This is a genomic window from Azoarcus sp. Soil_N_20 (genome assembly GCF_057656155.1).
In genome coordinates this window covers 164,658-191,293 of record NZ_JBDGKX010000011.1, presented here as the reverse complement: position 1 = coordinate 191,293, position 26,636 = coordinate 164,658, and the positions used below count along the sequence as shown (strand labels likewise).

Below are 26,636 nucleotides of genomic sequence, written 5' to 3'. Positions count from 1 at the left end.
AGGGCGTCGTTGTGAAGATATTCACCTGTCCCCGGGCGTTCGGTTCCACTTTTCTGGGTGACGCGGTATTGCTCCGGTGTCAACGCGGCGATGGCGGCTTCATTCTTCGTATAGCGTTTCATTGCGTTCTCTCCAGTTCGGGTGCGTGGCCGCGGCGAAGGGCAATGCGATCCACGGTCGGCGGGATCCACAGCCAACTCCGTCCGGCCCAGTGCTTTGTCGTAGCAGAGTCGCTAAAGCTTACAGACGATGCGTATCGGATCCGCCGGCTGCCTTTACGGCCTTGGAGATCATTGAGCAGATCGAGAACTGATGGTCGCTTGCGGAGGCGGTGCTGGAAGGGGGGTGTCGGCCATCACCGGCCGTTGGAAATACGGCCAGGATTTCCCTGGCTGGATCGACTTGGGTGGCCGGTTTACGGCGGCCAACTTGAACCCCGGTTTGGCTCGACCCGGCCAGAAGCAGACCGTCACGGTAGCATTTTGGGTGACCGGTTCAGACTGGTTGCTGCCTGCTGACAATGACATACCCGGTATCGGGTCCACTTTGAAACCTGCCGGATAGTCATTTCGAGCACCCCGGCCTTTGCTGACGTTCAGCTTGTCAATGGAGCGCACGTTATACGTTGTGGCTATAGAAAACACCGTTACCTAACCATACTGCCGTTGCAACACGCCTTCAACACACACCTCGATTTGGCATCCTTGCGTGAGATTAGTGACGGGCTCGCCGCCCACTGAGTAGAAATCTGGGTGGGTGGGTGCCTGACGCAGCGCCCTTGAGGAGCGCGATCACATTTTTTCGGGCTTAGCCATGTCGTTCTCCCGAAGACGCGGGACGGCGGGGCACGATTAGATTGCCGACGGACGCTTGCACGGCCTCGTTGTTCTGATTCAGTGTCGTGGTCCTCACCTTGATGAGGCCCTGGTCGGGGCGAGACTTCGAGGCGCGCACCTCGAGCACTTCGCTTTCGACCCGAAGCTCATCGCCTGGCCGAACCGGTCGTGGCCAGCGGAGTTCGTCAAAGCCGGCGCCGACGATGCCGCCGGCGGGATTGAAATCGCCTTCGACCAACAGCCTCATCGTCAGCGCCGCGGTGTGCCAGCCGCTTGCGGCGAGACGTCCAAATATCGATTCGCTGGCGGCTCCTTCGTCGAGATGAAACGGTTGCGGGTCGAATTCGGCGGCAAAGCGCTTGATGCGGTCCGCGTCAATGCGGATGCGCCCAGATCGAAAAGTTTGTCCCGCTTCAAAATCCTCCAGGTATCGCTCGGTCATCTGGGATGTCTCCTTGGTGGCTTATTGGGATGATGCTCATCATCTTAGCAGTTAGATTACGAATATCATCTATAATGTCAAGGACGACGTTTGAAGAAGGAGATCGATCAGATGAAAGTGAGTCGGGAGCAGGCTGCGGAGAGTCGCCAGCGCGTCATCGAAATCGCCTCGAAGCTCTTTCGCGAACACGGGCTTGACGGGATCGGCGTTGCCGATCTGATGAAGAGCGCCGGCTTCACGCACGGCGGCTTCTACCGCCACTTCGGTTCCAAGGAGGACCTGATGGCGGAGGCCTGTGCGCAGGCGGTGGGCGCCTCGGTATCGAAGTTGCGGGAGCGGATCGACCAAGCGCCAGAAGACCCACTGGCGGCGGTGACGTCGTCCTATCTTTCCAGCGTCCACTGCGAGCATCCCGGCGAGGGCTGCGCACTGGCCGCGCTAGGTTCGGAAGCCTCACGCCACGGTGAGGCCGTGCGTCACGCCCTGACCAAAGGCGTCCGTGAATTCATCGATCTGCTGACGGCGATCGTGCCGGGGCGATCCAAGGCTGCGCGGCGCGAGAAGGCGCTGGCGACCTACGCCAGCATGGTCGGCGCGGTGGTGCTCGCGCGCAGCGTGGACGACCCGGAGCTCGCCGAGCAGATCCTGCGATCGGTTTCGACGTCGATCCTCAACCCTTCGTCGGGTCGCTCCCGCCCATGAGCAGGCCGACTGCCAACTAGCAGATTGCTGACTGTGGTGAACTTCGGTGGTCCAAGGGCTACGTTCACCGTCGACTAGAACATCGGGCAGCCATCCGGTCTGTCAAATCACCAGTCAGCCTTCATCTGGCGTGGCCATGCGCATGGGACGGGTCCCGATTTTCGCCCCTGTGACTTCATCCACGGCCACTGCCTTAATTTCCGTTCCTGTTTCAGCATCGAAGAAACGAACCAACTTGCCGCCGCCCCGATGTTGGCGTCCCCAGGCGCCAATCATGAAGAGCACCGGCAGGAAATCGCGACCGGCAGCGGTCAGCAGATACTCCTCACGCGGCGGGTGCTCAGAGTAGCGCTGCTTCTCCAGCAATCCCTCTTCGGTCAGCGTCGCCAGCCGGCGGGTCAGCATCGTCGGTGCGATGCCCAGGCTTTTCCGGAATTGGTCGAAGCGCGTGAGGCCGGCATGGGCGTCCCGCAGGATCAATATGCTCCACGCGTCACCGGCGAAAGCCAGGCTGCGCGCTATCGGGCAGGGGTCGTTGCAACTTTTTTCGTCGTTCATACTGTTTTGGTAGTGACTTACTTTCAAATTGATAGTATCGTTCGTTTCAATTTGATAGTAACACCTCGACGACAGGCAATCCACCCCGCACGGAGATTTGATTTATGAGCAAGAACCAGATGGGTATCGCCCTGGTGACAGGAGCATCTTCAGGCAGCGGCGAAGCCAAGGCGGCACGGCAGATGAGCACTGTGACGTGGAAAAATGTGCCGACCCGCAGGATCGACGTGGGCGGGGTGCCTTTCGCCTATCGGGAGCTCGGTCCCAGTTCTGGCGTGCCGGTGATCTTCCTGCACCACCTGATGGCCGTGCTCGATGACTGGGACCCGCGGGTGATCGACGGCATCGCCGCGCATCGCCGAGTGATTGCGTTCGACAACCGCGGGGTCGGTGGGTCGGGAGGATCGGTACCGCACACAATCGAAGAGATGGGGCGGGATGCGATCGCCTTCATTCATGCGTTGGGACTCAGGAAAGTCGACCTGCTCGGGTTCTCTTTGGGCGGGGGTGTCGCGCAAATGGTGGCTTTGCAGGCTCCCGACCTGGTGCGTCGGATGATCCTTGCCGGAACGGGACCCAGGGGCGGCGGAGGGATCGAAGAGATCAACAGAATCGCAGTCATCGCTTACCTCAAAGCGGCGCTGACGCTGAGCGATCCGAGGAATTTTCTGTTCTTCCCCCGTACCCCGGAGGGCAAGCGCGCCGCGAAGGATTACTTCTCCCGGCTGAAGGAACGCACCGAGGACCGTGACAAGCCCATTTCCCTGCAGGCTCGGAGCGCCCAACTGAAGGCCATCAAAACTGCGGGACTGAGTGCGCCCGACGATCTATCGGTCATTACGCAACCCGTTCTCGTCGCCAATGGCGACCGTGATCTGATGGTCGACAGTAGCCATTCGGCCGACATGGCTCGCCGTCTGCCGAATGCCCGGCTGACGATCTATCCGGATTCCGGGCACGGCGGCGTTTTTCAGTACCACCGGGCTTTCGTGCCTGCGGTTCTGGACTTCCTCGCTGACTGATCCGATCAGATGTGAATGAAAGGCCAAAGATGAAAACTCAAACTATGAAAGCACTTACCTTCAAACGCTATGGCAAGTCGCCCGAGATCGGGTTCGCCGACATTCCCCGCCCCACGCTGCAGGCCGATGAACTGCTGGTACAAGTCCACGCTGCCAGCGTGAACCCGATCGACAACATGATTCTGACGGGATTATTCAAACAGGTCCTGCATTTCCAGCTTCCGGCCACGCTGGGCAGCGATCTGGCCGGTGTGGTGACGGAGGTCGGCAGCCGCGTGACGCGCTTCAAGCCAGGCGATGCCGTCTTCGCCAACATCTTCGACCGTGGTACGGGCGCTATCGCCGAGTTCGCGGTGGTACCGGAGAGCGCTGCTGCACTGAAGCCGGCCAATCTGGACTTTGTGCAGGCGGCCTCCATCCCGATGGTCGGGCTCACCTCGTGGCAAGCGCTGAAGGAGCGCGCGAATCTTCGGGCCGGCCAGAAGGTGTTCATCCCCGCAGGCTCCGGCGGTGTTGGCACGTTCGCGATTCAACTGGCAAAGCACCTGGGCGCCAAGGTGGGAACGACCACCAGCACGGGCAATGTCGAACTGGTGCGCAGCCTTGGCGCCGACGAGGTGGTCGACTACAAGAAGCAGGAATTCGAGATCGTGCTGCGCGGCTACGACGCGGTACTTGGCACCGTCAGGGGCGACGTGATTGAAAAATCCCTCGGCATCCTCAAGCCAGGGGGCACGATCGTCTCGCTTGTCGGGCCGTTGGACGCGGCATTCGCTCGCGCTCGACGGCTGAACTTCGTCCTGAGGTTCATGTTCGGGTTGATGAGCCGCAAGATCATGCGCCTTGCGAAAAAGCGGGACGTCACCTACTCCTTTCTCTTTGCGCGCCCCGATGGCGCTCAACTTATCGAAATCGGCAAACTCCTCGAGGCAGAGCGTATCCAGCCCGTGATCGACAAGGTGTTTCCGTTTGAGCAAGCAAAGGATGCGCTCGCATACCTCGCCCAGGGGCGTTCGAAGGGAAAAGTCGTCATCAAGATGTGATGACCAGAAGCCAAACAACGCTTCAATTTTTTCAAACGCTTAGCTAAAGGAAAAAAACCATGACCCCATCCAGAACCATTGCTGTTGTAACCGGTGCCTCTTCCGGCATTGGATCTGTCTACGCAGATCGTCTGGCTCAGCGCGGCTATGACCTCTTGCTCGTCGCGCGCCGTGGCGACCGCTTGCAGAATCTCGCCGCCAAACTGGAGCAGGCCTACGGCATCAAGGCCGAAACGCTCGTCGCCGATCTTGAGAAAGAAGCCGATCTCGCAGGTCTTGAAGCCATTCTCGCTGGCAATCCCGCCATCGGGGTATTGGTCAACAACGTCGGCATTGCCAGGCTGAGCCCCGTTTCCGAGACGTCGGTGAAAGACGCTTTGTCGCAGATCGCCTTGAACATCACGGCGCTGACGCGATTGACACATGCCGTCCTGCCCGCCTTCAAGGCGCGCAACGATGGCGTCATCATCAATATTGCCTCGGCGTTGGCGCTTCATGCGCTACCGGTGAGTTCCGTATACAGCGGCACGAAGGGTTTCGTTCTCAATTTCAGTCGCGGTCTGCAGCAGGAACTCGCGAATACCGGCATCAGGGTTCAAGTGGTGCTGCCTGCCGCCACAGCCACCGATCTTTGGGATATCTCTGGAGTGCCCCTGGCCACATTGGCGCCAGAAACTGTGATGTCTGTCGAGCATCTTGTCGATGCCGCGTTGGCCGGTTTCGACCACGGTGAGTCGGTCACTTTGCCGTCCATGGCTGACACCAGTCTGTGGGAGCGATTCGACACTGCACGCGCGGAGCTCTTCGCTGCGATGCAAACCGGCAAGCCTGCGCCACGACTCCTTTCGCTTTAAGCGAACCGACGACGTATCAATCTGAACTCAACACCAAGGAAATTTCCATGAGCAGCACACTATTCGCACCCACCCAACTCGGCAGTCTGTCGCTGAAGAACCGCATTGTCATGGCACCGCTGACGCGCAGTCGCGCCATCGGGAACGTGCCCAATGCCCTGATGGAAAAGTACTACCGCTTGCGTGCGGATGCCGGGCTGATCATTACCGAGGGAACCTCGCCTTCGCCCAACGGCCTTGGTTATGCGCGCATTCCCGGACTGTTCAACGAGGAGCAGGTGCAGGGTTGGCGACGCGTGACTGAGGGCGTCCATCAAGCTGGCGGCAGGATTTTTGTGCAACTGATGCATACCGGACGGGTCAGCCATCCCGCGAACATGCAGGTCGGCGCCAGCGTCCTGGCTCCCTCTGCGGTCGCCGTTCCGGGGGAGATGTGGACCGATGCGGACGGGATGCAGCCACATCCCGTGCCACGCGAAATGAGCGAGGCGGACATCGCCGAGAGCATCGCCGAATATGCGGCCTCGGCCAAACTGGCCATGGAGGCCGACTTCGATGGTGTCGAGCTGCATGCTGCGAATGGCTACCTGATCGACCAGTTTCTCAACACCGCCTCCAATCAGCGTAACGACCGCTGGGGCGGTAGCGTCGACAACCGCATCCGCTTCGCTGTCGAAGTCACCAAGGCAACCGTCGCAGCGATTGGCGCCGAGCGTGTTGGCATGCGTATCTCGCCCTACGGCGTATTCAACGCTCAGGTGCCGGATGCAGAGATGGATGCGCTGTACTTGCGTTTGATCGACGAGTTGAATGCGCTCGGCCTGCTCTACATCCACGTCGTGGATCACAGCGCCATGGGGGCGCCTGAAGTCAGTCCCGAACTGAAAGCCAAGATCCGTGGCACGTTCAAAGGCAAATACCTTCTCTCCGGTGGCTATGATGTTGAGCGCGCCGATGCCGATCTCGGCGCACAGCATGGCGACCTGGTGGCTTTCGGTCGCCCCTTTATCTCGAATCCGGATCTGGTATCCAAGCTTAAGGCAGGCCAACAGCTGGTTGCGCCCGATTTCTCTACCTTCTACACGCCGGGAGAAAAGGGCTACACCGATTATTAACGGAAGCCTGAGCCTGAGCCTGGGCGCGCATTTCTCCGCGTTTCTCCGCATTGGTCACGATTCCGTGAAATGCGCACCCAGGTAGCATATCTATCAAACTTTAGCGGACTTGCCTCGTCCCCTGTGCGCGGCGCCAAGGCTGAAAGGTAGAACCTGAGCTGCCCGCGTTTTCTCAAGTACAGGGGCAAGCTGCCAAGGTTCCGTCCGTTTTGATGCGTTAGCCCGGCTTTGATGCAAGGGTTGCCGAACGACTGCTCAGGGCCGACGTGGCGGCATTGGGTAGTCGGTTCGTATGACTGCTCGACTCAGTAAGCTGTCGTCCAGAGCAGGGCCAATCCATGCCAGCCAGTGGCTCCTACCGCTGCATTGCCGACGTAGGGACTGAGGTTCGCTAATTCAGCTTTGGGTCGGCTGCACTCGATGGCGTCGGGCAGCTTTCGGGAAGCGAAACTTCAGCGGCTGGTTTCCGGTGGCGAGTTGAGAAAGCTGCTCGTCGCTTCCCCACCCAAAGCAGACCTTCCATCTCAATCTAATTAATTTTATCAAGAGCCACATTATCGGCACTTAACTAATCGCTTTGTCCCTTAACCAAAAAGAGTATTATCTCTCTGAAGGGTATATTGGAACGCAGGGCAATATACTCTCTGCCACTCTTCTCAATAACGTATCTAAGATCGCTGATCTTGTAAGTTTTATTCATGATTACGGCAGTCTCGCTCGAGCGATCCAGAATAATATCTCCTTGAAATTCAGCCTCCAGTCCCTCTAGTATGTTCATCAACGCTTGCTTCTCATAATCACGAGCCTCGGCGATGATCTCCGTCCAAGTCACTGCTACGAGTCCACCTTTAGCTCGCTCTTGGTTGATTTCCGCCAGCTTTTTACTCGCAAAGAAATAGCCTATGCCAACGGCGGCAACACTGGTGGCGACCAAAGCCCAACTCGCTACTGTCAGGCCAAGAAAAGTTGCGGGAGCTAGACCTAAACTCTGAGCGACACCCGATAATCCAATCGCTGATAATCCGCTTCCCAAAGCGGCTCCTACACTAGTCAACCCTCCACCCATCGCGGCCAGAACGCCCGCGGCTGATGTAATCCCCAATCCAGAAAGTATTCCTGCATTACCCGCAATGAAAGCACCGATCCACGTGCTTGATAGCGTACCCGCAACATAGCCCCCTGCAGCCGTTGATGCGATCCAAGCACCAGAAGAGTGGAGAAGGGGTACAGCGATCAAAGGTAGCATCTCTACAGTTCCCGATTTATTGTAGATTCTTCTCAAAGTCTAAACTACTGAGCAGCAGAATCAGATGCCTCATAAGGGTCATTTTAGGGGTCTAATTACATTGTAGCCACCGATGACCGCTTCTGGCCGGGTGTGTGAGGTCACGAACGGCAGCTTCGTGGCAACGAAACTCACGGTAGCCCAGTCTGCCTGAACGGCGGCTTCAGAGAAGTCCGGATGGCCGTTTTGGGTCGGGTCCGGCTATAGCGTGAAGTGACAAGTAGTCATTGGCCGCCACAAGCAGGCGAGCGGCAGGTGACCGACGGATTGCCGCCCGACACCGACGTCAGGCCCAAGGTCAGCATTGGCCGAGGACGGGTCGTCCGCCTATGCAACCGTGGCAAGCCGACCCAAATGACCGCTTGACGCACCAGACCATAGCCAGCCTCGACTCAATGGCGCTGTGCAAGAATCTCAATTCTGTCTTGAGAGATGTAATCAGGCGTCGCTCTTGAGGTGTTCCTCGCGTAGATCGGCCCATTTCAGCAGAGCATCGAGCGCCGGGCAGAGTGCCTGACCCCAATCGGTCAGGCCGTATTCGACCTTCGGCGGCACCTGATGGTGGACTATCCGCCGGACAACGCCGTCTACTTCCATCTGTCGGAGCTGTTGGATCAGCATCTTCTGCGTGATGGCAGGGATCGCTCTTTCGAGCTCGGAGAATCGCAGCAGATTGCCGCCGAACAGATGGAACAGGATCACCAGCTTCCACTTTCCTTCGAGGATCTGGAGGGCTTGCTCGACACCGTTCGCGGCCGAGGTGGGGGTCCATTCTTTTACCATACCTTTTAGTGTGTACCCTACTTTTTCGTGCGTTCTTGTTCTTTTTGGAGGTTACCTTCATCCTCCTGACTTATCAATTCGGGTTGCACTTGGCGATCCGATCATCCACGAAGGAGCCCTCCAAATGCCTCTCGACCTTCCAGAATCCATCAACATCTATTTTGCCGCAGACAGGGGTGACGGCGAGGCTGTTGCCCGGTGCTTCACTGATCACGCCGTCGTGAAGGACGAGGGCCATATCTACAACGGCTTGGCCGCCATCAAACAATGGAAAACGGATTCCTCAAAGAAGTACACGTACACGAGCGTGCCCTTCGCTTGCGAAGAAAGAAACGGCAAGACCATCGTCACCAGCCGTTTGACCGGCAGCTTCCCCGGCAGTCCGGTTGACCTTCGATATTTCTTTGGCCTCGAAGGCAACAAGATTGCGTTTCTGGAAATCAGCCTATGAACTTCAACCTTGAGCTCACTGGACGCAGAGCGCTGGTTACGGGCGGCACGAAGGGTGTGGGTGCGGCCGTCGTCGAGTCCTTGCGCAATGCGGGTGTGACTGTCGTCGCAACAAGAAGGCGGCATTGTCGACCTACAGCAAAGGCCTGTCGAAGGAAGTTACGCCGAAAGGCATCCGCGTGGTGCGCGTCTCTCCGGGCTGGGTCGAGACCGAGGCTGCCGTTCGTCTCGCCGAGCGGCTGGCGGATCAGGCAGGGACCGACTACGAGGGCGGGAAGAAGATCATCATGGACGCCCTGGGCGGCATTCCGCTCGGTCGCCCAGCCCGGCCTCAAGAGGTGGCCGATCTGATCACGTTCCTGGTCTCACCGCGCGCCGCATCAATTACCGGTACCGAGTATGTTATCGACGGAGGAACAGTGCCAACGGTGTGAGCCGGATGGCGCCGCGGGCACCATGGTCTACAGGCCTAGCGCCTTGCCCCACCAACCGCGAGTAGCGACTCGCAGGCGGTGTAGCCGACCGCGGTCGCGACTTCACCTCACATGCGGCTGTTTCGCGTGCCCGAGATGGAAGGTGAGGCCCGATACGGTCGTACGGACAGATGCTGGCACCTGTCCTTGATTTTGGACCGTCTTCTGCAAATGTAAGCCCCCTTGTCCCCCGTGCGCGATCCCCTCGCCAGGCCACCTGGCCCGCATTTCTCACACCCGCACGCACCACTGCGGCCGCCCGATGTCGGTGAATGGCGCGGCGAGCGCGACGGCGGAGTGGGCAGTCGCGGCGCTTCCTTGGTAGGATGCATCAGCAATTCGATAACTACTAACGGACGAGACAAACCATGTTCCTTCGCCTTGCCATTCGCGCACTGTTGCTGTTCTCTCTCGCCAGCCCCATCCTTGCCGCCGAACTCCTGCACAGCCAGGCGCTGGGCAAGGGCGTGTTCGCGCTGATCGGCGAAACCGGCGGGCGCAGCTACGACAACCACGGCCTCAACGCCAACTTCGGCGTCATCGACACCCCCGAAGGCGCCATCCTGATCGACAGCGGCGCCTCGCGCGAAGGGGCGAAACTGCTCGAAGCGCAGGCCCGCGCGCTCACCGGCAAGGCGGTGAAGTGGGTCATCAACACCGGCAGCCAGGATCACCGCTGGCTCGGCAACGACTATTTCCTCGCCCGCGGCGCCGAAGTCATCGCCCTGGCGCGCACCGTGTCCGGCCAGCGCGCCAATGCGGTCGCCCAGCTCGACAGCCTCGGCCCGCTGCTGAAGGAACGCTTTGCCGACACCCGCCCCGCCTACGCCAGCCGCGCGCCGGGCGAGGACCGCGCCGCACTCATGCTCGGCGGCCGCGCGCTGGAGATCCGCTACTTCGCCGACGCCCATTTCCCCGGCGACTCCGTGGTCTGGCTGCCCGCCGAGGGCATCGTGTTCACCGGCGACCACGTCTATGTCGATCGCCTGCTCGGCGTGCTGCCGCAAAGCAACGTCAACACCTGGCTCGCGGCCTTCGACGCGATCAAGGCCCTGCAACCCGCCATCGTCGTGCCCGGCCATGGCCGCGTCACCGATCTCGCCGGCGCCCAGCGCGACACCGGCGACTACCTCGCCTTCATCGCCGAAGGGGTGAAACGCCTTGCCGACGAAATGGCCGGCGTCGACCAGGCAGTTGCCGCGCTCGGCGACGCCCCGCAATTCGCCCGCCTCGCCAACTACGCCGACTTGCATCGCGGCAACGTCAGCCGGGCGTACCTGCGCCTCGAAGCCGGGCAGTGACCTGCGCGACCTGACCCGTCGGCGCGAGCCTGCCCGCGAGGAAGAGCGCAAGCGCACCGCCCGTGTGTCAGGTGCGCCTGCTCGACCGGCAGGGCGATCCGGTGGGGCCGGGCCAGTTCCTCGGGGTGGCGAAGAAGTTGCGCCGCGAGGTCACATGCCTGCGGCCGAGGCAAAGGCAGACGCCGGGCCCCGTGCCGGCCCGAACCAGTGCCGTCCGCCAGAAGCCTGTCGGACTTGAGCGATCGTCACGAGCCGAGTGGGAAAGCGGGGACGGGTCAGGACTACCCTAGGCCGGCTTCCATCAACCCTACACGCAAATCAGCACAACCCGATGGCCTGAGGTGTCCGATGGCCGGCATGCTTGAGGCAATTGGCGAACATCGAATAGCGGCGCCGATCGACGAGGCGGCCTGCAGGGCGCGGTGCCGGCCATTTGTCAGCATCTACGACGGCGTTCGGGTTCGTTGCCGACTTGCTCGGCGCAGTGCCCCGCCGTGGGCCCGGCCATCGGGTGGTTCCATCGCTTCATTACGTAAGGATTGGTCATGGGAAACAAGATGAGTTTGCGCCAGCTTCATTCCGTTCCTGCCGGTGAGGCGTTGCCAACCCTGACGCACGGCGAAGACCTATTCAGCATCGGCGCGCACCTGATGTTCTGGTGGGCGGATGCGTGGTTCTCGGCGTTCGGGCTTGCCTGCCGGCCGCGGCCGGTTCAGGCGCGCAACCCGGACATCTCCGAGCAGGCCCTGCGGGCGGTGGTGCTCAAGCTGCATGTCGACAACACACGTGCGCAGGGCGGCCGGAGCGCGCTGCCACAACGCCCCCGCTGCGTGTAGCGGCGTTCCGATGACGGCGCGGCGACCGGATCAGGGCGGCCAGTGGTTCGAGACGACCCCATCAATGGGATGGGAGTTCGTGTTCGTCACTTCGGAAAGCTGATGTTCGACGCCACATTGGCCCGCGCCATGTGCAGCTTCTTGTAGCTATCGATCAGGCGCCGGTGCCTATCGAGCCCTTCCAGTTTCATGCTCGTTGGCGTCAAGCCGAAAAAGCGCACGCTGCCGTCGACTGCTCCCATCACCGCATCCATCCGCGGGTTGCCGAACATCCGGCGGAAATTGAGCACGTAATCGTCCAGTTCCAGGTCGTCGTCCAGCAGCACCTCGAGCACCACATTCAAGGCCTGATAGAACAATCCGCGCTCGACCGTGTTCTCGTTATATTGCAGGAAGGTTTTCACCAGTTCGTGGGCCGCTTCGAACTGCTGCAAGGCAAGGTTAATCAGCAGCTTCAACTCGAGAATCGTCAACTGACCCCAGGCCGTATTCTCGTCAAACTCGATGCCGATCAATGTAATGATGTCGGTGTAATCATCGAGTTCACTGTCTTCAAGACGTTCAAGCAGCGCTTCCAGGCTGGCATCGTCGAGGCGATGCAAGTTCAGGATATCGGCGCGGAACGACAGTGCTTTGTTGGTGTTGTCCCAGATCAGGTCTTCCACCGGATAGATTTCCGAATAACCCGGCACCAGGATGCGGCAGGCCGTTGCGCCGAGTTGGTCATACACCGCCATGTACACTTCTTTGCCCATGTCTTCGAGAATACCGAACAACGCTGCGGCTTCCTCGACATTGGAGCTTTCACCCTGGCCAGAAAAGTCCCACTCGACAAAATCGAAATCGGCTTTGGCACTGAAAAAGCGCCACGACACCACGCCGCTGGAATCGATAAAGTGTTCAACGAAGTTGTTCGGCTCGGTGACGGCGTTACTTTCAAAGGTGGGCTGAGGTAAATCGTTCAGGCCTTCAAAGCTGCGCCCCTGCAGCAACTCCGTAAGACTGCGTTCCAGCGCCACCTCCAAGCTTGGGTGCGCCCCAAACGAGGCAAAGACACCGCCAGTACGTGGGTTCATTAAGGTGACGCACATCACCGGAAACTCCCCGCCCAGCGATGCATCCTTCACCAGCACCGGAAAGCCCTGCCTCTCCAACTCCTCAATGCCGGCCACAATGCCGGGATACTTCGCCAGCACTTCGTGTGGCACATCGGGCAGTGCAATTTCACCTTCCAGAATTTCACGTTTTACCGCCCGCTCGAAGATTTCCGACAGGCATTGCACCTGCGCTTCGGCCAGCGTATTGCCGGCACTCATGCCATTGCTGAGGAACAGATTGTCGATCAGGTTGGACGGGAAATACACCACTGCGCCGTCCGACTGACGCACATACGGCAGCGAACAGATGCCGCGCTGCACATTGCCGGAGTTGGTGTCGTACAAATGCGAGCCACGCAACTCGCCATCGGGGTTGTAGATCTGCAGGCAGTACTCGTCGAGCATTTCCGCCGGCAGTGCATCTTCAGGGCCGGGTTTGAACCAGCGCTCATTCGGGTAATGCACAAACGCCGCGTTGGCAATGTCTTCCCCCCAGAACTGGTCGTTGTAGAAATGATTGCAATTCAGTCGCTCGATAAATTCGCCCAACGCCGACGCCAACGCGCTTTCTTTGGCTGCGCCCTTGCCATTGGTAAAACACATCGGCGAGTGCGTATCGCGGATATGCAGCGACCACACATTGGGAACAAGATTGCGCCACGAGGCGATTTCAATCTTGATGCCCAAGCCCGCCAAAACCCCCGACATCCTGGCGATGGTTTGCTCCAGCGGTAGATCCTTTCCCGAAATATAGGTGCTTGCTGCTGAATCCGGATTCAGCGTCAGCAAGGCCTGAGCATCGGCATCCAGATTTTCCACCTCCTCGATCACGAATTCAGGCCCGGTTTGCACCACCTTTTTCACCGTACAACGGTCGATGGAGCGCAAAATGCCCTGCCTGTCTTTGGCGGAGATATCCGCCGGCAACTCTATCTGAATCTTTATAACCTGCTTGTAGCGGTTTTCCGGATCAACAATATTGTTCTGCGACAGGCGGATGTTATCGGTAGGAATATTGCGAGTTTCGCAGTACAACTTCACAAAGTAAGCCGCACACAAAGCCGATGAAGCCAGAAAGTAATCGAACGGACCAGGCGCGGAGCCATCGCCCTTATAGCGGACAGGCTGATCGGCCACCACCGTGAAGTCATCGAACTTGGCTTCAAGACGAAGCTTGTCGAGAAAGTTGACCTTAATTTCCATGCGGGAATCCTGAAACAGCGTTCAAAGCGAATTGGTCGCTATTATCGCCGTTTTCCCCGTGGAAAAACCGTGCTTCTCCAGCAGTTCGAGGATCCCCGTGTTGGCGCCGACAACAGCATGCACAGCCGCAACGAACGTTTCAAAGTCAGGCACACCACAAAGCCAGGCCGGAACCGCTCTACGACAAGGTGCATCCGAAGAAACCCTGATCTACGCGCGCACAAAGAATCTTGGGCCCGTTCAGCTGCTGCTTGGTCACAAGATGTCCTCGATCCGGGGCGAGGGTCGAGCATGTGTTCCGTGTCATCAAGCGCCAGTTCGGTTACCCGCAAACGACAAGTCAGCTTCTGGGTATTGTCCGCATTCCTCAATCCCCCGTGCGTCGCCATACCAGCCCCAGCGCCTTGAATTTCTGCCAGGCGCTGGCGCGTTCGTCCGAGAGCACGTCGAGAAAGTCTGACAAGCGTTTTGACTTGACCATGGTGTAAATGGTCAGCGTGGTGGTCAACACGAACACGAGGACGAAAATCCACAGCTTGCGGCCCATTGGGGCCTCGGCCTCGGCCAGCAGATTCATGCCCAGGAAGCCCGTGGTCACGGTGCCGATCAGGCCAAAGATGGTCACGACCGTCAGTCGCACGACGGTATTGGCCTGACGGCGCAGGCTGTCAGCGTCCAGATACTGGTTCATTTCGGCAATGCGCTCTTTGACCTCCGTGTACAGCGGGTCCAGTCCGAGATGGTTGGCGCACATGTGAAACAGGGCGCGCACCTGGGCCTGTTCGGATACCTCGTGAAACCAGTACCGATGCGTGAAGCGCAGAAAACCGGCAAAGCTGTCGCGTATCGTGCGCTTGAAGCGACGCACGCTGGCGGCGTCGGCAATGTCCAGATTTTTCAGGGCCTCGGCCAACCGGTCCGAGAACATCAGCAGCGCCGCTTTCTGGAAATGCGCAATCAGGAACAGCAAAAAATGCTGGTGCCGGAACTGCGCCAGCACGCCCCGGTCACGGCAGACATAGAACGGGCTGTTTGCGTCGCCCAGCACCAGCAACGAATGGCCGCTGCACAAGTAGCGCGTGTTGGGAGCGGCACCACTGTTACTCCAGAAACGGTCATAGCAATAGCGCTTTTCAAAGTCGGCCAGGTGCTCTTCGGCATAGGGCAGGCCGGCTTCGTCGCTTGACCTGGCCGCCCCGGTCACCAGCCCGAGACGGATGATGTCGTTGCGGCTCAGCGCCCGCGGGTTGTCCAGCGCCAGAAACGCCAGTTGCGGCATGCGGTAGTACTCGATTTGGCGATAGCGCAGGGTCCCTGTTCGGTCGGAATGGTCGCTCACCAGGGGCTCCAGCAGCCAGGCCCAGTGGGCGGCGATGCGCGGGGCGCGGTGGCTGCTGACATGGGCCATGAAGAGGTCGCGCTGGTTGGCATCGGATTGGGCCAGGACCTGCCCGGCGGCGTCCAGCCACTCGGCGCTGTACAGACAGTGCAGCGCATGGCCATCCGCATCCCAGCCGGCAGGGTAGCCGCGGCCGAAGCAGTACAACAGATCCTGCGCCTGGGCCAGCGTCAGGTCGTGGGCGCTGACCTCGACATTGAGCAGCACCAGATCCAGATCGAGAAAAAAGTAAAGGTCTACATGGACGATGTCGAGCGTGATCGGCGGCGCGCCGGGGCGCAACACCGCCCGCACGGCGCTGACGTCGCTGCGTCTGAACACCCGCATCGGCGAGCCAGTCGCACTGCTGCCTTTTTGGCTGCGTCCTTCGCCGTACAGGAATCGCTGCACATAAGGCAAAAAGGTCACGAATTCGTTGTAGTGGCTCTCATGAAAACGACCGCTGTCGCCAGTGAATTCATCCACCACCTCGCGCCAGGGTGAGGCCTCGCCCATGTCCGCCAGCAGCTGCCAGGGCTTGGCGTGCTGGCCCTCGGAGCCCCGCACCGGCATCAGGCGCAAGGGCCATAACAAGACCTGGCGAAACTCACGCACGCAGGCGGGATCGGACTCAGCTGACATGGGGTGGCCTTTCGTCTGGATCACGGTTCCGCGCAAAGCGCTTGCAGCGCGAGCACCGTGTGCCGAATGATAGGAAATGCAGACGTCATTGCGTGAGTATTCGCGCCCACTTCACCCAGAACAACGACAAAGTCAATCCCGGATTTCGTCGACAAGCTGCCGATTTGTGGACGTCAGAAACGATGTTACCCAAAACAGCAGAGGATGAGTTGCTCGCGTAGGCAATCGGCGGGTCTCGGAGCGCTCCAGGTGTCCGAACGTCAGCTCGGCCAACTCGATGAATGGCAGGATGTGGCCGCGACTTCTCGTTCGGCCTGCACCGAGCGCTGCCGTTCGTTCTCAGCGGATTAAGAGTCAAGGCTCGGCCCCCCAGGTCGTGTCCGGATTGCAGTCGTCAGCGTTGGCCAATCTTGCCATTTTCATCTCTTCATCCCTTGCGCCCCACCCTCGAGAATAGAATAATAAAGTATTACCCTATAAATCCTGGAAAGCAGGCAGTAACGCGACGCAGCAGACCATCATTCAAGCCATGCTTGCGGCCCAGTTGGTCTGCAAGGCTGTGGTCTGATGCGTGGCAGATGTCGTGCCCGAACCCTGCTCTCCGTGTTCGCCAAGGTGAGAGACATGACGACGAGCAAGAAAACACAGTCTGCGCTGCGCGCGACCCTCAAGAAGGAAGATACCTCGCTGACTCAGCGGCTCCCCGATTCCATGCCGACGCCAGCGCTTGTTCCCGGGCCACTAGAGGCCCACGAGGCGCCGGTTCAGCAGATTGAGGCCGGTAATACCCGTGTTGCGACGCCGGCGGAGGGGACGGGCGCGGTTGCCCAAGAGGCCGTCAAGAAACACGCAGGAACCCCCGAGGTGGTCAAGGCGAACACGCGCGCTGCGGTGGCACCGGCCAAACCGCGCCGTAGAAAGTCCCCGCCGGTCGTTTCGGCGACGAGAGCTGTCGAGCCCGAGCTTAAGACGGAGGTGAAAAGCGTCCCGAAGGCAGGTAGCCAAGTCGCGCCCGCTTCCGCGTCGGATGCAGTGAAGAAGCTCGGCAAGGCGGTCAAGATCGAAGCCGCAAAAAAATCTAAGCCTGAGAAACGGGTGCGGGACTCCTTCGCGCTCGCCGCCAGTGAGGGCAAGCGGCTCGAGACCTTGCGCGACGAGGTCAAGGCGGTCGGGCGCCGGCCGACGAAATCCGAACTGGTTCGGGCTGGGATTTCCGCGCTCACGGTTCGCAGTGGTGCCGAAATCATGGCCTTGATCGAGGCCTTGCCAGCGATCTCCAAAGCTAGGTCCGGCAAGAAGAAGCGTTGATTGCGGGCATTCGACACGGCCTCTTGCCTTGATCCGGCGTTCAATACTCGAGCGTCCATTTCGAGTGAGCGAGGTTGTTTTCTTGTAGGGGGTAACCATGAAACTCAATGATGCGGCGGAGATCACGGCCAAGATGCAGGCGGTTGATCAGATTCTTGAGGCAGCGGGAATCCCATCGTACACCCAGATGTGGACGACGAACATCGACCTTCGGGCTGAACGCGATCAGCTCAAGGACAGGTGCGAAATGGCCAACGTTGCGCTGTCGAAAACCCGGGGTGATCTCCTGCAGGCCGAGATGATTATTGGCACGGCCGCGAGTGTCGCGCAGATCAAGCGTCAACTTGCCAGGATGAAGGATGCACGAGAGGCGCTCGAGCGCAGCCAGCACGAGCGGTTCGACCAGCGATGGGGTAGCCTTCGCGAACCGGGTCGCTGAACTGCAGGTAAGCTGCCGCCATCTCGCGAGACATGGCGAGTCGATTGCCGTTCAGAACCAGATCTGAACGGCAATTCGATGTCGTTGCTTCTTACCGATCGTGGTGCCGGCGACCGCTCAGTTTTCCTCGCCGGAGGCGATGGTCTTCGTAGTCTTCGCGGCCCTGGTTTGTCTTGCCGCACTCGCTGCCGTATCGAGCGCCGTCTCTGCTGCGTCCGCCATGCCCTCCGAAACCGCTTCAGCCGCTTCCTGGGCCGTCTGGCCCATCTTGTCGTACAGATCCTTGGTGACGTTTGCTGCCGACGCGACGGCCGCGAATACCGCTTCCGAACCGGCCGGGGCCGACTTCGATGCTTGGTCGAGCGCAGTGATGAACGCCGAATTCAAGTCACCGAACCACGCATGAGTAATCTGGACGAATTCCCGCTGCGCTTCCGAGGCGATATCGGTAACGCCACGGGCGAACCCGAGTGCACGTTCCAGCCGGGGTTGGAGCTTGTCAGTGTGGAGTTTGATCACATCCGACAGGTTTCCGGCAGCGAGAATCGCCTGCGCATGCGCAGCGCTGTCCTCGGTGAGGGAGCGGGCGACATTCAGATTCAAAGCGGTCAGTCGTTCGGCCTTGTCGAGGGCATCACCGGCAAGGGCCTGAAGGGCATTGATACTGGCCTTATGGGCAAAGAGGAACTCATCGGAGGAGACGTTCGGATTCATCGTGGAACTCCATGGGTAGTGGCGGCGGGACTTGGACGACAACCAGAGGGCTGACGCCTGGGCGCAAATCGCTATGACGCGAGTTGCACGTCAGTATAGAAACCAGCCAGCGCGGTAAAGTTAAGCTTCCGTGTCAGTGCGGGGAGGGTGGTTTTGCATGACGGGCTGGACCAATCCTTCGGGGCACTGAAACACACGCGTGAGCCGTCGCTCCAACGGGCGCTCCGGCGCTCCTTCTCCAAAGGGGCGGGCGTGGAGAAGCGTGCGCGCCCTCAGCGACTGCGCTGGTACCGATAGAAGAGATTCGGTTCGGACACAACATAGAGTGTGCCGTCCGGACCGAGCGCGATGCCCTCGGCCTGCGGTATGTCGCGGGCGAGGCCATGCCAGCCCCGGCGCAGGGGGAGCACGCCAACCGGGTCGCGGTTCGCGTCGTACTCCACCGCCATGCGGGATTCGTCACTGAGCAACAGGAGGTGGCCGCCTGCGACGTCGTAGCTCACCGATGACAGGTCGCGCAGGAAGGGTTCTTCGAGGCGACCCGGTTCCCATTCGGTCACCTGAAGATCGAGCCCCTCTCCGCGCATGGCCGCCAGAAGGCCAGTGATCTCAAGTACGCGTACCGGCGACTTTTCCTGGACGACAAACAGCCGCTTCCCCGCCGGATCCCACGCCACGCCTTCGAAGCCCCGATTTCCGTTCAGATTGATTCCCAGACCGAGGCGCGGCGCGTCACTGAGGTCGAGCTCGGCGATCCCGGCGTCGATCCGCGCCAGGACCAGTTGATGGTCGCGCTCTGCGGCGATGATGAAGAGCTCGCCCTCGACGTGGGTGATTCCCTCCGGGTCGCGGACACCGTGCAAGGGGATGATGCGCAGAAGGTTTCCGTCGGTCGACAACTCGGCGACCTGCGGCGGGTTGTTGATGACCGCGAACAGCGTCCCGGTGGCGCTGCTGTAGGTCAGGCCAGAGGCATTTGCAGGAATGCCGTCGATCACCCATGCGTCGATTGTGACAGCGTAGTCAGGCAACCCGAAGCCAGGTGCGCTCGGCTGGGCTTGCTGCATGCGAACCCAGTAGTAGGCCAGGGTCGGAAGTTGCTGATGCCAGACAAATGCGAACAGGGCGACGCAAGCGGCGACCACCACGACCCTGCCACTGCCGGATGGGAGAATGAGGCGTGGAGCCTGGATCGGTGCTGGAAGCGTTCTGGTAACCATGAAGTTCTCGTGACGCCTGCGTCGCTGTGCGTGAAACCCGACCATAAGGGCAGATTCCTACAGGCGTGTTGCAGCGGCCCGCCATCGATGCATGTCCGATCTGCGTGCGATTCGCTTGCCGGTATGCCTGAGAGCAATGTGCCTGAGCTGGACTACCAGGCGCGACGTCAATCCCTCGAGTTGTGGGGGCCTTCACACTGTGCAAGGGTGAAGTTGCCGGGACCGGGATTGTGCGAAACCTCTTCGCCGATCCGCGGGGACGGGCTCAGGGCGACACTTTCGTGCGCGAGTTCCACCTCCGCCAGCGCCAGACCAAGGGGCCGGCCGTCGAACACAATCTCATCGGCAGGCGCCGGCTTGTGGAAATAGTAGCCCTGCACCTCGTCACAGCCGGCCGCGCGCAGGTAGATGACCTGTTCGCGGGTTTCGACACCTTCAGCGATCACCGTGAGCCCGAGGTTATGGCCGAGGGCGATGGTGGAGGCGACGATGGCGGCATCGTTGCTCTGGTTGCGGATGTCGCCGATGAAGCTGCGATCGATCTTTATGATGTCGATTGGCAGGCGCTTGAGGTAACTCAGGCTGGAGAAGCCAGTGCCGTAGTCGTCGAGTGCGATCCGGAGCCCGAGGGCGGACAGCGCTTCGAGGGCGAGGCGGGGGCGCTCGAAATCTTCGACGACGCAGCGCTCGGTGATTTCGACTTCCAGCAGTTCGGCGGGGATGCCATAGTGCGTCGTGGTCTCGCGGATGACCTCGACCAGGCTTTGATCGCGTAACTGCTTCGGCGACACGTTGATTGCGACCGGCACCACATCGATGCCCTGGGCCAGCCAAGCGGCAATCTGGCGGCAGGTTTCGCGCACCACCCAGTTGCCGAGTTCCACCACCAGGCCTTCCTGTTCCGCGTAATCGATGAACTCGCCCGGGAAGACCAGTCCGCGCTCGGGGTGCTGCCAGCGGATCAATGCCTCGAGGCTGGTGATCCGATAGCCGTTGAGCGCGATCCGCGGCTGGTAGTGGAGCACGAACTCATTGCCCATGATGGCGCGACGGAAGCGGCCACTCAGATCGAGCTGCAGTGCCGAACGCGAGTTGAGCGACGGGTCGTAGAAGCGGAAGCAGGCTCGCCCCGCCCCTTTTGCTTCGTACATCGCCGAGTCGGCGTGACGCATCAGCACCTCGAGATCGAGGCCGTCGCGCGGGTGCACGGCGATGCCGATGCTCGGTCGAATATCGATTTCGTGTCCCTCGATCTGCAGGGGACGGCCGATTTCGTCGATCAGCTTACGTGCCACCTTGCCGGCATCGTCGATTGACTCCAGTTCGGTGAGCAACACAACGAACTCGTCGCCACCGATCCGGGCCACGATGTCCGCCTCCCTCACCGTCTTGCCCAGGCGTTGTGCCACTGCCTGCAGCAACAGGTCGCCAATGCGGTGACCGTGCGTGTCGTTGATGAGCTTGAAGCGGTCGAGGTCGAGAAACATCAACACGAATGGCGCATGGCTTCGTCGGGTGCGTGACAGGTGGCTGTTCGCCAGTTCGGCGAAGAGCATCCGGTTTGGCAGTCCGGTGAGATGGTCGTAGGAGGCAAGCTGATAGACCGCACCCTTCTCCTCGCGCAGTTGTGCCACCAGTGCCGTCTGACGGTCAAAGGCCGCAGTGAGCTCGATAAAGGTCTGCCTGCGGCGGCGCACCTGGGCGACGAATACGCCAGTGCCCCCAAGCAGAAATACAGTCAGTAAAAGCGTCAGCGCTACGCGTTCGTCGCCGGACACCATTGAACGCAGGCCCCATATCCCGAAGCTCAAGCCCAGGCCAACGACGACGGGGCCGAAGGTCAATGTCGTCCAGTCGTCGAGCAGGCAGCTGGCTCGGCGCGAGAGCGCGCTGATCATCGTCGCAATGCGATGTGTGTGCAGGGGCACGGGTGCGACCCCCGGTTGTTGCTCGTTCGGATTGGGTCTGGTCACTGGGTCTGAAGAACGTGGCGAATATGCAAGTGGTCGCCAAGCTTGGCGCCAAGGCCACCATCCTCCATTACCAGCATTGCACCTTTGTTAAACGTAACCGCACTGACACACTTTGCGAGATCCATAAGCGGCACAGTGCCTCGTCGGTGGCGACATTGCGCTTGCGCTGCCCTGTTGTGAGCCCTCCGCCTCGAGGCCCAGAGGGGAGCAAATGTCTGCAATCACATGCCCGTGTCCAACGACTGAGGGCTTCCAATGAATTTGAGCGCGTCCATCCGTGGGACTGGAGCGCGGTGGAGAGAAGATCGGCATCATCTGTCTCACGACCGTGATCAAGACCGGGCAATCCTCTCGCCCGGACATCGGAACGCCCCTGCTCGATGAAGTGCTCTCCGCGCAAACCGAGATCGATGCCCTGACGCGCATCGGGATCGATTCGATGGCGAGGGCGAGGTGAAGTCCCGCACCGGACAGCACCACATACTGATCGGCGGGGACTTTGGCAACGGTGCCCCGGAGGCGGTGGCCGCGATCAAGGCCGATATTGATACGCTCCTGCTTCTGCCAGATTGCGGATGGCGTGGCGGGAACGAAACCGCCAATGTCAGTGGGACGTTGTGCTGAGCGACACAGGCAACACAGTTGTCGGTACCGCCGGGAAGTTCGGAAGCGCTGAGCCCGTTACACCGCTTTCGATCATCGCCAGCGTGAAGTTGCTGTAGCGGGTGTCCAGCGTAATCTCTTCGCCGATCCAGACAGGAAGGTTCAGGGTAGTGTGTTCGTGCGGCAGTTCCACTTCCGCCACGATCAGGCCTGTGTGGCGCCCTTCGAAAACATCGACTTCAAACACATGGCTAGCGTGATCGATCAGGTAGCGGGTCTTGCGCACAATTCGTCCGGCACAGTGGTGGTCGATCATCGCCTGTGCGTCGGCGAGTGGGATGGCGTATTCGAACTCGTCACGGCTGAAACCCTGCTTGGATGACTTCAAGGTGAGATAAGCACGTCCGGCACGGATACGTACCCGCGCCGACATCGACCCGGCCTCCTTCGCAATGTAGCCCTGAACGATGCGCTCGCCATTGCGGCCATCGAGGACCCGAAGGTCACGGACCAGGAACCTGCGCTCGATCTCTCGCGCCATGATCTCTAATTCCCTTTTGCAGGAATGCAATTATAGCGAAGACTTCCGTCGCTGTGCCGCAACACAGCAGTGCCGCATCCAGTGCTGTCGGGCGCTGGCGCTACCGCCGGTTCACCCTGCTCCCGAACCCGATACGCTCGCCTGCATCGCAGCGGCTGCGTTTGGCTTGCGGCAGCAGTGGGGGCGTCGGCATGGGTTTAACACTGAGAACGTTCGGACTCACAGTCAGCGCTGCACTCAAGTCAGCCGTCGAGTCAGCTTGAGGACGAGCGCCGGCAGGGAGACATTCAAGCCTCAGACTCTCACCTTGTTGAGTAATCCTTGCTTGATCGCGCATACGGGAGGATTGTCATCGGATGCCCGCCGCTGTCCTCACGGCTCGAAATCACCCCGAAGACAGTTTTGTAGAAGCGCGCCGCGCGCCCGATGTCCACAGCCGGCAGTTCGAACCGGCAGATCGGGTTTTCCATGACCAGCTCCTGTGCAAGATGTCCGTCGCAACATGTTGCGGCGCGAGCGATCGAGGAGCGCATCGCCGGCAGCGAGATGCGATTCTGCGCGCCCGCTCCGAGGCGGTGGAGTCCACCGCGGAGCTTTGCGACGATCGCTACGGCCATCTATGGAAAGCGTATCTCGTCCCAGCCCGCAGCGACGCGGAACTCTAGGCCGGCGCGATCAACTCACGTGCGCCAGTCCAGGCTCCGCGCCGAGGCGGAAGCGCTCGATGATGTGGCCCATGCGCGCCGAGATCTCGCGCAGGGTTTCCGCCGAGCAACGGGTGTGACCGGCCAGGGCGTTGGTCTGGCTCAGCAGTCCGTCGATCTGGCCGACCTGGTCGGCGATGCCGGCGCTGGCCGAGCGGCCCACGTCCGCGCGCGCCGTGATCGCCGCGACGACGGCCACCGTCTCGCGCGCATGCCGTTCGATCGTCATCATCGCCGCCGCTGCAGCGTTGGTCAGCGCCGTGCTCGCGACCATGTCCTCGACCACGCTGCGCATCAGCGCCGCCGACTGAGCCGACGCCGCCTGCACTTCGCCCGCCTGGCCGGAAATCGAGCGCGTCGCCTGCGCCGCCATCTCGGCCAGCCGGCGCACCTCGTCCGCCACCACCGCAAAGCCGCGCCCGGCTTCGCCCGCCCGCGCCGCTTCGATCGCTGCATTGAGCGCCAGCAGGTTCGTCTGATCGGCAATGTTGCGGATCTCGTTCACCACCGCTTCGATGCGCTCACCGGTCGCCGCGAGTGCGACGACCTGTTCCGAAGCGGTTTCCGCACGGGCCGCGAGCGCTTCCAGCCGCTGCGCAGCCGCACGGATGACCTCGCTGTTGCTGACCGCCTGCTCGCCAGAGCGGGTGCTGAGCGTGTGCGCCTGTTCGGTGCCGGTGGTGATCTCCTCGATATGCGAGCGAATGCTGCGCACGGCCGATTGAATCTCTTCGGAGGAGCGGTGGCCGTCTGCCGCGATGGCCGCCAAGACCTGTGCCGACTGCTGCATTTCGATCGATGCCGTCTCGTTGTGCCGCACCACGCCGACCATTTCGCGCAAGCTCGCCTGCAGTGTTTCCAGCAGCGCATTGAAGGCGCCGACGGTCTGGCCGATCTCGTCCCGGTGGAGCACTGGCACGCGGCGGGTGAAGTCGAGCGAGCCGGCGATCTCGACCATCGCCGCTTCCATCATCCGCAGCGGGCGCACGATGCGGCCGTAGATCCGGAAACCGACGCCGCAGAGCACGAGCGCGCTCAGCAGGCCGGTCACCAGGCCGATCCGGCGCGTCGCCACAAACTGCTGCTCGATCGCTTCGACGCTGGCGTCCTTGCTGCGCCGCTTCTCGATCCGGAGCGCGTCGAGCACGCCCTGGAACTCCTGCCGATAGGGGGCGACACTGGCGGCGACGCTGATTTCCGCCAGCTCGCGCTGATCGGCACGAACCAGGGCCATGACCTCGGCGATCGCGTCGTCGTATTGCCGCAGACTGGTCTTGGCCTCGGTCAGCATCGCCTGCTCGCGCTCGGAGCTGGCATAGCGCAACTGCTCGTGAAGCGTCGCGGCGACGGACGCGGCGCGCTTGCGCAGGGCCTCGGCCGCTGCATCCGCGTCGGGCGAGCGCACCAGGCTCAGCAACGCGACTTCGAGGTTGGCGGCTTCGATCGCAAGCTCGGACGCGCCGAGCACGCCCGGAATGTCTTGGTCGGTGAGCGAGCGCACCAGCGCCACATTGCGGTCCATCTGCTGCCAGGCCGCGGCGCCCATTATGCCGAACAGGATGAGGGCAAAGACGAGGATCAGGATAAGGTGGCGCCGGATGCTCATGGTTCACGCAGGGTTGACGCTGCACTGCAGCAAGGGCGTCAGCCTACCCGCCCATATTGGGGTCTGCATGAAGCTTTTGTTAAGGCCATCCCCGTTCGTGCGATTTGTCGCAACTGCGGCGCGCGTCGGCGAGCGCCGCGAGTGCCGGCTCGGTATTGACGGGGCGGTTCACGGGGGCAGGTCGTTCATCGAGTCCTCGTAGAAGCACCGCGGCAGACCGCGCAAAGGGGCGCTCGCCGGCCTCATCTTGCCGGTTGGGCTTTTTCCAAGCGGCCCTTCGGTCCCGCAGACGGGACGGTTAAATCCGCAACCCCTGACCCGCCGTAGAACGTCTGGTGATCGAGCGGCAGTCAAGGCCGAGAGCCGGAGAAGGCTCACGGCGGGCGGATGGCAACTGCCTGGGGTAGAGAGGCCGTCCAATCGACAGGTGCGCGAAATGCATGAAGGGCCGCAGTTGGCCGACTGCCGCCGGTCGAAGACTCCACAAACAGGCCATTCCGACGGCTGCTCCACTCCGGTAGCTGCCGATCAGACTCCCAGCGTCGACACGCCGAGCACAAAACGGTCGGAGCCCGTTCGACGCGATGATCACCTCAAGGAACCGAAACCCAGCCCTCAAGCGCCTGGTGGGCCGCCGCGTCCAGGGTCTTGGGGTGGAAAGGATCACCGTAATTGCGATCTTGTTGGTCCTCCAGCATCTGACCGAGCATGCCGAGTCGGTTGGAATAGTCCCATATGCCGCCGCGCACGGCGCTCATGGCCTTGGCGTCGAGGATTTCGGTGGCGGGAAGGTCGTGGATGGTGAGGTGGGGCATGGCGGTTCTCCTGACGTGGGTATCGCGTTTCCGTTGGTAGTGAGCCGGATGTTGCGCTCGCCACTCCACTGCAGAAAGCGCGCCAGGGGGTCGCCATGAGCACCTCGAGAACGCCTAAGGTTTTGAAGAATAGGCAATGTGAAACTGGGCCGATCGCGGAAAAGGCGATGACGGTACCGCTGGCGGAGGCCAAACGGTGGGTACTGTCCAACAGGTTGACGAGAGGTGTTGGGTTGTCGCAGCCACTGACGTGCTAAAGCCAGGCCCCACCGGCCGCCGGGTGTTTCGGCAGCGCTCGAAAAATTCAAACTATTCAATGTATTAGGATTTTGCAATGGCTGACTGCGGTGCACTGGCATGAGTCCTGCGGAACGATTGTCGAGGGCCCGAACGGGCTCATTTGAAATCAACAAGGCACCCAAGGAGAACCGCCATGAACGCCGTACTGACCAAGAGCCGGGCCGCGATCCTCATGAACTACGCACGCCTGCAATGGATGCGGGTCAACGCGGTGATCGGCGTGAGTTGTGCAGGTTGCGCCGCTGGGCGGGTGCTGCTTCATTTCCTGTGCGCCTGCGGCGATCGCCAGTTCAAATGGCACCTGCACGGCATCGTGCGGGAACTCGCCAGCGCGGCAGGCGGTGCTGGCGATGACCTTGTCCAAGGGCAAAATTGAAATCAAGCAGAGATCGC

At 60.9% G+C, this 26,636-nt stretch carries 26 protein-coding genes; 13 read left to right on the top strand and 13 right to left on the bottom strand.

Annotation, left to right across the window (positions count from 1 at the left end):
* Positions 1 to 807: 807 nt before the first annotated feature.
* Entirely contained in the window at positions 808 to 1,278 is a 471-nt protein-coding gene (locus AC3A35_RS20480; protein WP_487438158.1) for a MaoC family dehydratase, read from the bottom strand.
* A 90-nt stretch (positions 1,279 to 1,368) separates the two neighbouring features.
* Between AC3A35_RS20480 and AC3A35_RS20475 the strand changes: the two genes are divergently transcribed.
* Complete coding sequence (locus AC3A35_RS20475; protein WP_487438157.1) at positions 1,369 to 1,980, top strand: TetR/AcrR family transcriptional regulator; 612 nt, start codon at positions 1,369 to 1,371, stop codon at positions 1,978 to 1,980.
* A 114-nt stretch (positions 1,981 to 2,094) separates the two neighbouring features.
* Here AC3A35_RS20475 and AC3A35_RS20470 read toward each other — a convergent pair whose 3' ends face one another.
* Positions 2,095 to 2,538 carry a winged helix-turn-helix transcriptional regulator gene (locus tag AC3A35_RS20470; RefSeq protein WP_487438156.1) on the bottom strand — a complete coding sequence of 148 codons (444 nt, stop codon included), beginning with the start codon at positions 2,536 to 2,538 and terminating at the stop codon, positions 2,095 to 2,097.
* A gap of 104 nt (positions 2,539 to 2,642) precedes the next feature.
* On the opposite strand from AC3A35_RS20470, the gene AC3A35_RS20465 reads away from it, so the two are divergent.
* Genes AC3A35_RS20465 through AC3A35_RS20450 form a run of 4 tightly spaced genes read left to right on the top strand, consistent with a single transcriptional unit; the run spans position 2,643 to position 6,572 of the window.
* Positions 2,643 to 3,560 carry an alpha/beta fold hydrolase gene (locus tag AC3A35_RS20465; protein WP_487438155.1) on the top strand — a complete coding sequence of 306 codons (918 nt, stop codon included), beginning with the start codon at positions 2,643 to 2,645 and terminating at the stop codon, positions 3,558 to 3,560.
* A gap of 44 nt (positions 3,561 to 3,604) precedes the next feature.
* A complete protein-coding gene (locus AC3A35_RS20460) occupies positions 3,605 to 4,603 on the top strand; it encodes an NADP-dependent oxidoreductase (protein ID WP_487438154.1) in 999 nt (332 codons plus the stop codon).
* A gap of 59 nt (positions 4,604 to 4,662) precedes the next feature.
* The gene (locus AC3A35_RS20455) at positions 4,663 to 5,457 is read left to right on the top strand and encodes an SDR family NAD(P)-dependent oxidoreductase (RefSeq protein ID WP_487438153.1); all 795 of its coding nucleotides are present in this window, start codon (positions 4,663 to 4,665) and stop codon (positions 5,455 to 5,457) included.
* Between the two features lie 47 nt (positions 5,458 to 5,504).
* Positions 5,505 to 6,572: an alkene reductase gene (locus AC3A35_RS20450; protein WP_487438151.1), complete on the top strand. Its 1,068-nt coding sequence runs from the start codon at positions 5,505 to 5,507 to the stop codon at positions 6,570 to 6,572.
* A gap of 568 nt (positions 6,573 to 7,140) precedes the next feature.
* On the opposite strand, the gene AC3A35_RS20445 is transcribed toward AC3A35_RS20450, so the two are convergent.
* Positions 7,141 to 7,818: a hypothetical protein gene (locus AC3A35_RS20445; RefSeq protein ID WP_487438150.1), complete on the bottom strand. Its 678-nt coding sequence runs from the start codon at positions 7,816 to 7,818 to the stop codon at positions 7,141 to 7,143.
* A gap of 477 nt (positions 7,819 to 8,295) precedes the next feature.
* The gene (locus tag AC3A35_RS20440; protein WP_487438149.1) at positions 8,296 to 8,640 is read right to left on the bottom strand and encodes a winged helix-turn-helix transcriptional regulator; all 345 of its coding nucleotides are present in this window, start codon (positions 8,638 to 8,640) and stop codon (positions 8,296 to 8,298) included.
* A 124-nt stretch (positions 8,641 to 8,764) separates the two neighbouring features.
* Here AC3A35_RS20440 and AC3A35_RS20435 point away from each other — a divergent pair, with 124 nt between their 5' ends.
* The 4 genes from AC3A35_RS20435 (at position 8,765) to AC3A35_RS20420 (ending at position 11,700) form a co-directional block, all read left to right on the top strand.
* The gene (locus AC3A35_RS20435; RefSeq protein ID WP_487438148.1) at positions 8,765 to 9,091 is read left to right on the top strand and encodes a nuclear transport factor 2 family protein; all 327 of its coding nucleotides are present in this window, start codon (positions 8,765 to 8,767) and stop codon (positions 9,089 to 9,091) included.
* Between the two features lie 124 nt (positions 9,092 to 9,215).
* Complete coding sequence (locus AC3A35_RS20430; RefSeq protein WP_487438147.1) at positions 9,216 to 9,524, top strand: SDR family oxidoreductase; 309 nt, start codon at positions 9,216 to 9,218, stop codon at positions 9,522 to 9,524.
* Between the two features lie 407 nt (positions 9,525 to 9,931).
* A complete protein-coding gene (locus AC3A35_RS20425) occupies positions 9,932 to 10,864 on the top strand; it encodes an MBL fold metallo-hydrolase (RefSeq protein WP_487438146.1) in 933 nt (310 codons plus the stop codon).
* 545 nt (positions 10,865 to 11,409) lie between these two features.
* Positions 11,410 to 11,700, top strand: coding sequence for a hypothetical protein (locus AC3A35_RS20420; protein WP_487438145.1), 291 nt, complete (start codon positions 11,410 to 11,412; stop codon positions 11,698 to 11,700).
* An 86-nt stretch (positions 11,701 to 11,786) separates the two neighbouring features.
* On the opposite strand, the gene AC3A35_RS20415 is transcribed toward AC3A35_RS20420, so the two are convergent.
* Positions 11,787 to 14,000, bottom strand: coding sequence for an OsmC domain/YcaO domain-containing protein (locus AC3A35_RS20415; protein WP_487438144.1), 2,214 nt, complete (start codon positions 13,998 to 14,000; stop codon positions 11,787 to 11,789).
* Between the two features lie 367 nt (positions 14,001 to 14,367).
* Positions 14,368 to 16,020, bottom strand: a complete 1,653-nt coding sequence (locus AC3A35_RS20410) for a hypothetical protein (protein WP_487438143.1) — start codon at positions 16,018 to 16,020, stop codon at positions 14,368 to 14,370.
* Between the two features lie 624 nt (positions 16,021 to 16,644).
* Here AC3A35_RS20410 and AC3A35_RS20405 point away from each other — a divergent pair.
* Both AC3A35_RS20405 and AC3A35_RS20400 read left to right on the top strand, forming a co-directional pair.
* Positions 16,645 to 17,328, top strand: a complete 684-nt coding sequence (locus tag AC3A35_RS20405) for a hypothetical protein (protein ID WP_487438142.1) — start codon at positions 16,645 to 16,647, stop codon at positions 17,326 to 17,328.
* A 97-nt stretch (positions 17,329 to 17,425) separates the two neighbouring features.
* Positions 17,426 to 17,767, top strand: coding sequence for a hypothetical protein (locus AC3A35_RS20400; RefSeq protein ID WP_487438141.1), 342 nt, complete (start codon positions 17,426 to 17,428; stop codon positions 17,765 to 17,767).
* Between the two features lie 117 nt (positions 17,768 to 17,884).
* Here the strand turns inward: AC3A35_RS20400 and AC3A35_RS20395 are convergent, their stop codons facing one another.
* The 3 genes from AC3A35_RS20395 to AC3A35_RS20385 all read right to left on the bottom strand — a co-directional run bounded on the left by AC3A35_RS20395 (position 17,885) and on the right by AC3A35_RS20385 (position 21,629).
* Positions 17,885 to 18,481, bottom strand: coding sequence for a phasin family protein (locus tag AC3A35_RS20395; protein WP_487438140.1), 597 nt, complete (start codon positions 18,479 to 18,481; stop codon positions 17,885 to 17,887).
* Positions 18,482 to 18,753: 272 nt separating this feature from the next.
* Complete coding sequence (locus tag AC3A35_RS20390) at positions 18,754 to 19,629, bottom strand: SdiA-regulated domain-containing protein (RefSeq protein ID WP_487438139.1); 876 nt, start codon at positions 19,627 to 19,629, stop codon at positions 18,754 to 18,756.
* A 239-nt stretch (positions 19,630 to 19,868) separates the two neighbouring features.
* Positions 19,869 to 21,629 (bottom strand): putative bifunctional diguanylate cyclase/phosphodiesterase, encoded by a 1,761-nt coding sequence (locus tag AC3A35_RS20385; protein WP_487438137.1) that lies wholly within the window; start codon positions 21,627 to 21,629, stop codon positions 19,869 to 19,871.
* Positions 21,630 to 21,951: 322 nt separating this feature from the next.
* Here AC3A35_RS20385 and AC3A35_RS20380 point away from each other — a divergent pair, with 322 nt between their 5' ends.
* Positions 21,952 to 22,131, top strand: a complete 180-nt coding sequence (locus AC3A35_RS20380) for a hypothetical protein (RefSeq protein WP_487438136.1) — start codon at positions 21,952 to 21,954, stop codon at positions 22,129 to 22,131.
* A gap of 147 nt (positions 22,132 to 22,278) precedes the next feature.
* Here AC3A35_RS20380 and AC3A35_RS20375 read toward each other — a convergent pair whose 3' ends face one another.
* The 4 genes from AC3A35_RS20375 to AC3A35_RS20360 form a co-directional block, all read right to left on the bottom strand.
* Entirely contained in the window at positions 22,279 to 22,818 is a 540-nt protein-coding gene (locus AC3A35_RS20375) for a CYTH domain-containing protein (RefSeq protein ID WP_487438135.1), read from the bottom strand.
* Positions 22,819 to 23,120: 302 nt separating this feature from the next.
* Positions 23,121 to 23,288, bottom strand: coding sequence for a VOC family protein (locus AC3A35_RS20370; protein WP_487438134.1), 168 nt, complete (start codon positions 23,286 to 23,288; stop codon positions 23,121 to 23,123).
* A gap of 205 nt (positions 23,289 to 23,493) precedes the next feature.
* Positions 23,494 to 25,128: a methyl-accepting chemotaxis protein gene (locus tag AC3A35_RS20365; RefSeq protein ID WP_487438133.1), complete on the bottom strand. Its 1,635-nt coding sequence runs from the start codon at positions 25,126 to 25,128 to the stop codon at positions 23,494 to 23,496.
* 593 nt (positions 25,129 to 25,721) lie between these two features.
* Positions 25,722 to 25,943 carry a hypothetical protein gene (locus AC3A35_RS20360; RefSeq protein ID WP_487438132.1) on the bottom strand — a complete coding sequence of 74 codons (222 nt, stop codon included), beginning with the start codon at positions 25,941 to 25,943 and terminating at the stop codon, positions 25,722 to 25,724.
* A gap of 433 nt (positions 25,944 to 26,376) precedes the next feature.
* Here AC3A35_RS20360 and AC3A35_RS20355 point away from each other — a divergent pair, with 433 nt between their 5' ends.
* Complete coding sequence (locus tag AC3A35_RS20355; RefSeq protein ID WP_487438131.1) at positions 26,377 to 26,619, top strand: hypothetical protein; 243 nt, start codon at positions 26,377 to 26,379, stop codon at positions 26,617 to 26,619.
* The last annotated feature ends 17 nt before the right edge of the window (positions 26,620 to 26,636 follow it).

Bases quoted from the DNA above. Each gene is read 5' to 3' on its own strand.
- AC3A35_RS20480 (WP_487438158.1), bottom strand. From the start codon at position 1,278: ATGACCGAGCGATACCTGGAGGATTTTGAAGCGGGACAAACTTTTCGA.
- AC3A35_RS20470 (WP_487438156.1), bottom strand. From the start codon at position 2,538: ATGAACGACGAAAAAAGTTGCAACGACCCCTGCCCGATAGCGCGCAGC.
- AC3A35_RS20465 (WP_487438155.1), top strand. From the start codon at position 2,643: ATGAGCAAGAACCAGATGGGTATCGCCCTGGTGACAGGAGCATCTTCA.
- AC3A35_RS20460 (WP_487438154.1), top strand. From the start codon at position 3,605: ATGAAAGCACTTACCTTCAAACGCTATGGCAAGTCGCCCGAGATCGGG.
- AC3A35_RS20455 (WP_487438153.1), top strand. From the start codon at position 4,663: ATGACCCCATCCAGAACCATTGCTGTTGTAACCGGTGCCTCTTCCGGC.
- AC3A35_RS20450 (WP_487438151.1), top strand. From the start codon at position 5,505: ATGAGCAGCACACTATTCGCACCCACCCAACTCGGCAGTCTGTCGCTG.
- AC3A35_RS20445 (WP_487438150.1), bottom strand. From the start codon at position 7,818: ATGCTACCTTTGATCGCTGTACCCCTTCTCCACTCTTCTGGTGCTTGG.
- AC3A35_RS20440 (WP_487438149.1), bottom strand. From the start codon at position 8,640: ATGGTAAAAGAATGGACCCCCACCTCGGCCGCGAACGGTGTCGAGCAA.
- AC3A35_RS20435 (WP_487438148.1), top strand. From the start codon at position 8,765: ATGCCTCTCGACCTTCCAGAATCCATCAACATCTATTTTGCCGCAGAC.
- AC3A35_RS20425 (WP_487438146.1), top strand. From the start codon at position 9,932: ATGTTCCTTCGCCTTGCCATTCGCGCACTGTTGCTGTTCTCTCTCGCC.
- AC3A35_RS20420 (WP_487438145.1), top strand. From the start codon at position 11,410: ATGGGAAACAAGATGAGTTTGCGCCAGCTTCATTCCGTTCCTGCCGGT.
- AC3A35_RS20415 (WP_487438144.1), bottom strand. From the start codon at position 14,000: ATGGAAATTAAGGTCAACTTTCTCGACAAGCTTCGTCTTGAAGCCAAG.
- AC3A35_RS20410 (WP_487438143.1), bottom strand. From the start codon at position 16,020: ATGTCAGCTGAGTCCGATCCCGCCTGCGTGCGTGAGTTTCGCCAGGTC.
- AC3A35_RS20405 (WP_487438142.1), top strand. From the start codon at position 16,645: ATGACGACGAGCAAGAAAACACAGTCTGCGCTGCGCGCGACCCTCAAG.
- AC3A35_RS20400 (WP_487438141.1), top strand. From the start codon at position 17,426: ATGAAACTCAATGATGCGGCGGAGATCACGGCCAAGATGCAGGCGGTT.
- AC3A35_RS20395 (WP_487438140.1), bottom strand. From the start codon at position 18,481: ATGAATCCGAACGTCTCCTCCGATGAGTTCCTCTTTGCCCATAAGGCC.
- AC3A35_RS20375 (WP_487438135.1), bottom strand. From the start codon at position 22,818: ATGGCGCGAGAGATCGAGCGCAGGTTCCTGGTCCGTGACCTTCGGGTC.
- AC3A35_RS20370 (WP_487438134.1), bottom strand. From the start codon at position 23,288: ATGGAAAACCCGATCTGCCGGTTCGAACTGCCGGCTGTGGACATCGGG.
- AC3A35_RS20365 (WP_487438133.1), bottom strand. From the start codon at position 25,128: ATGAGCATCCGGCGCCACCTTATCCTGATCCTCGTCTTTGCCCTCATC.
- AC3A35_RS20360 (WP_487438132.1), bottom strand. From the start codon at position 25,943: ATGCCCCACCTCACCATCCACGACCTTCCCGCCACCGAAATCCTCGAC.
- AC3A35_RS20355 (WP_487438131.1), top strand. From the start codon at position 26,377: ATGAACGCCGTACTGACCAAGAGCCGGGCCGCGATCCTCATGAACTAC.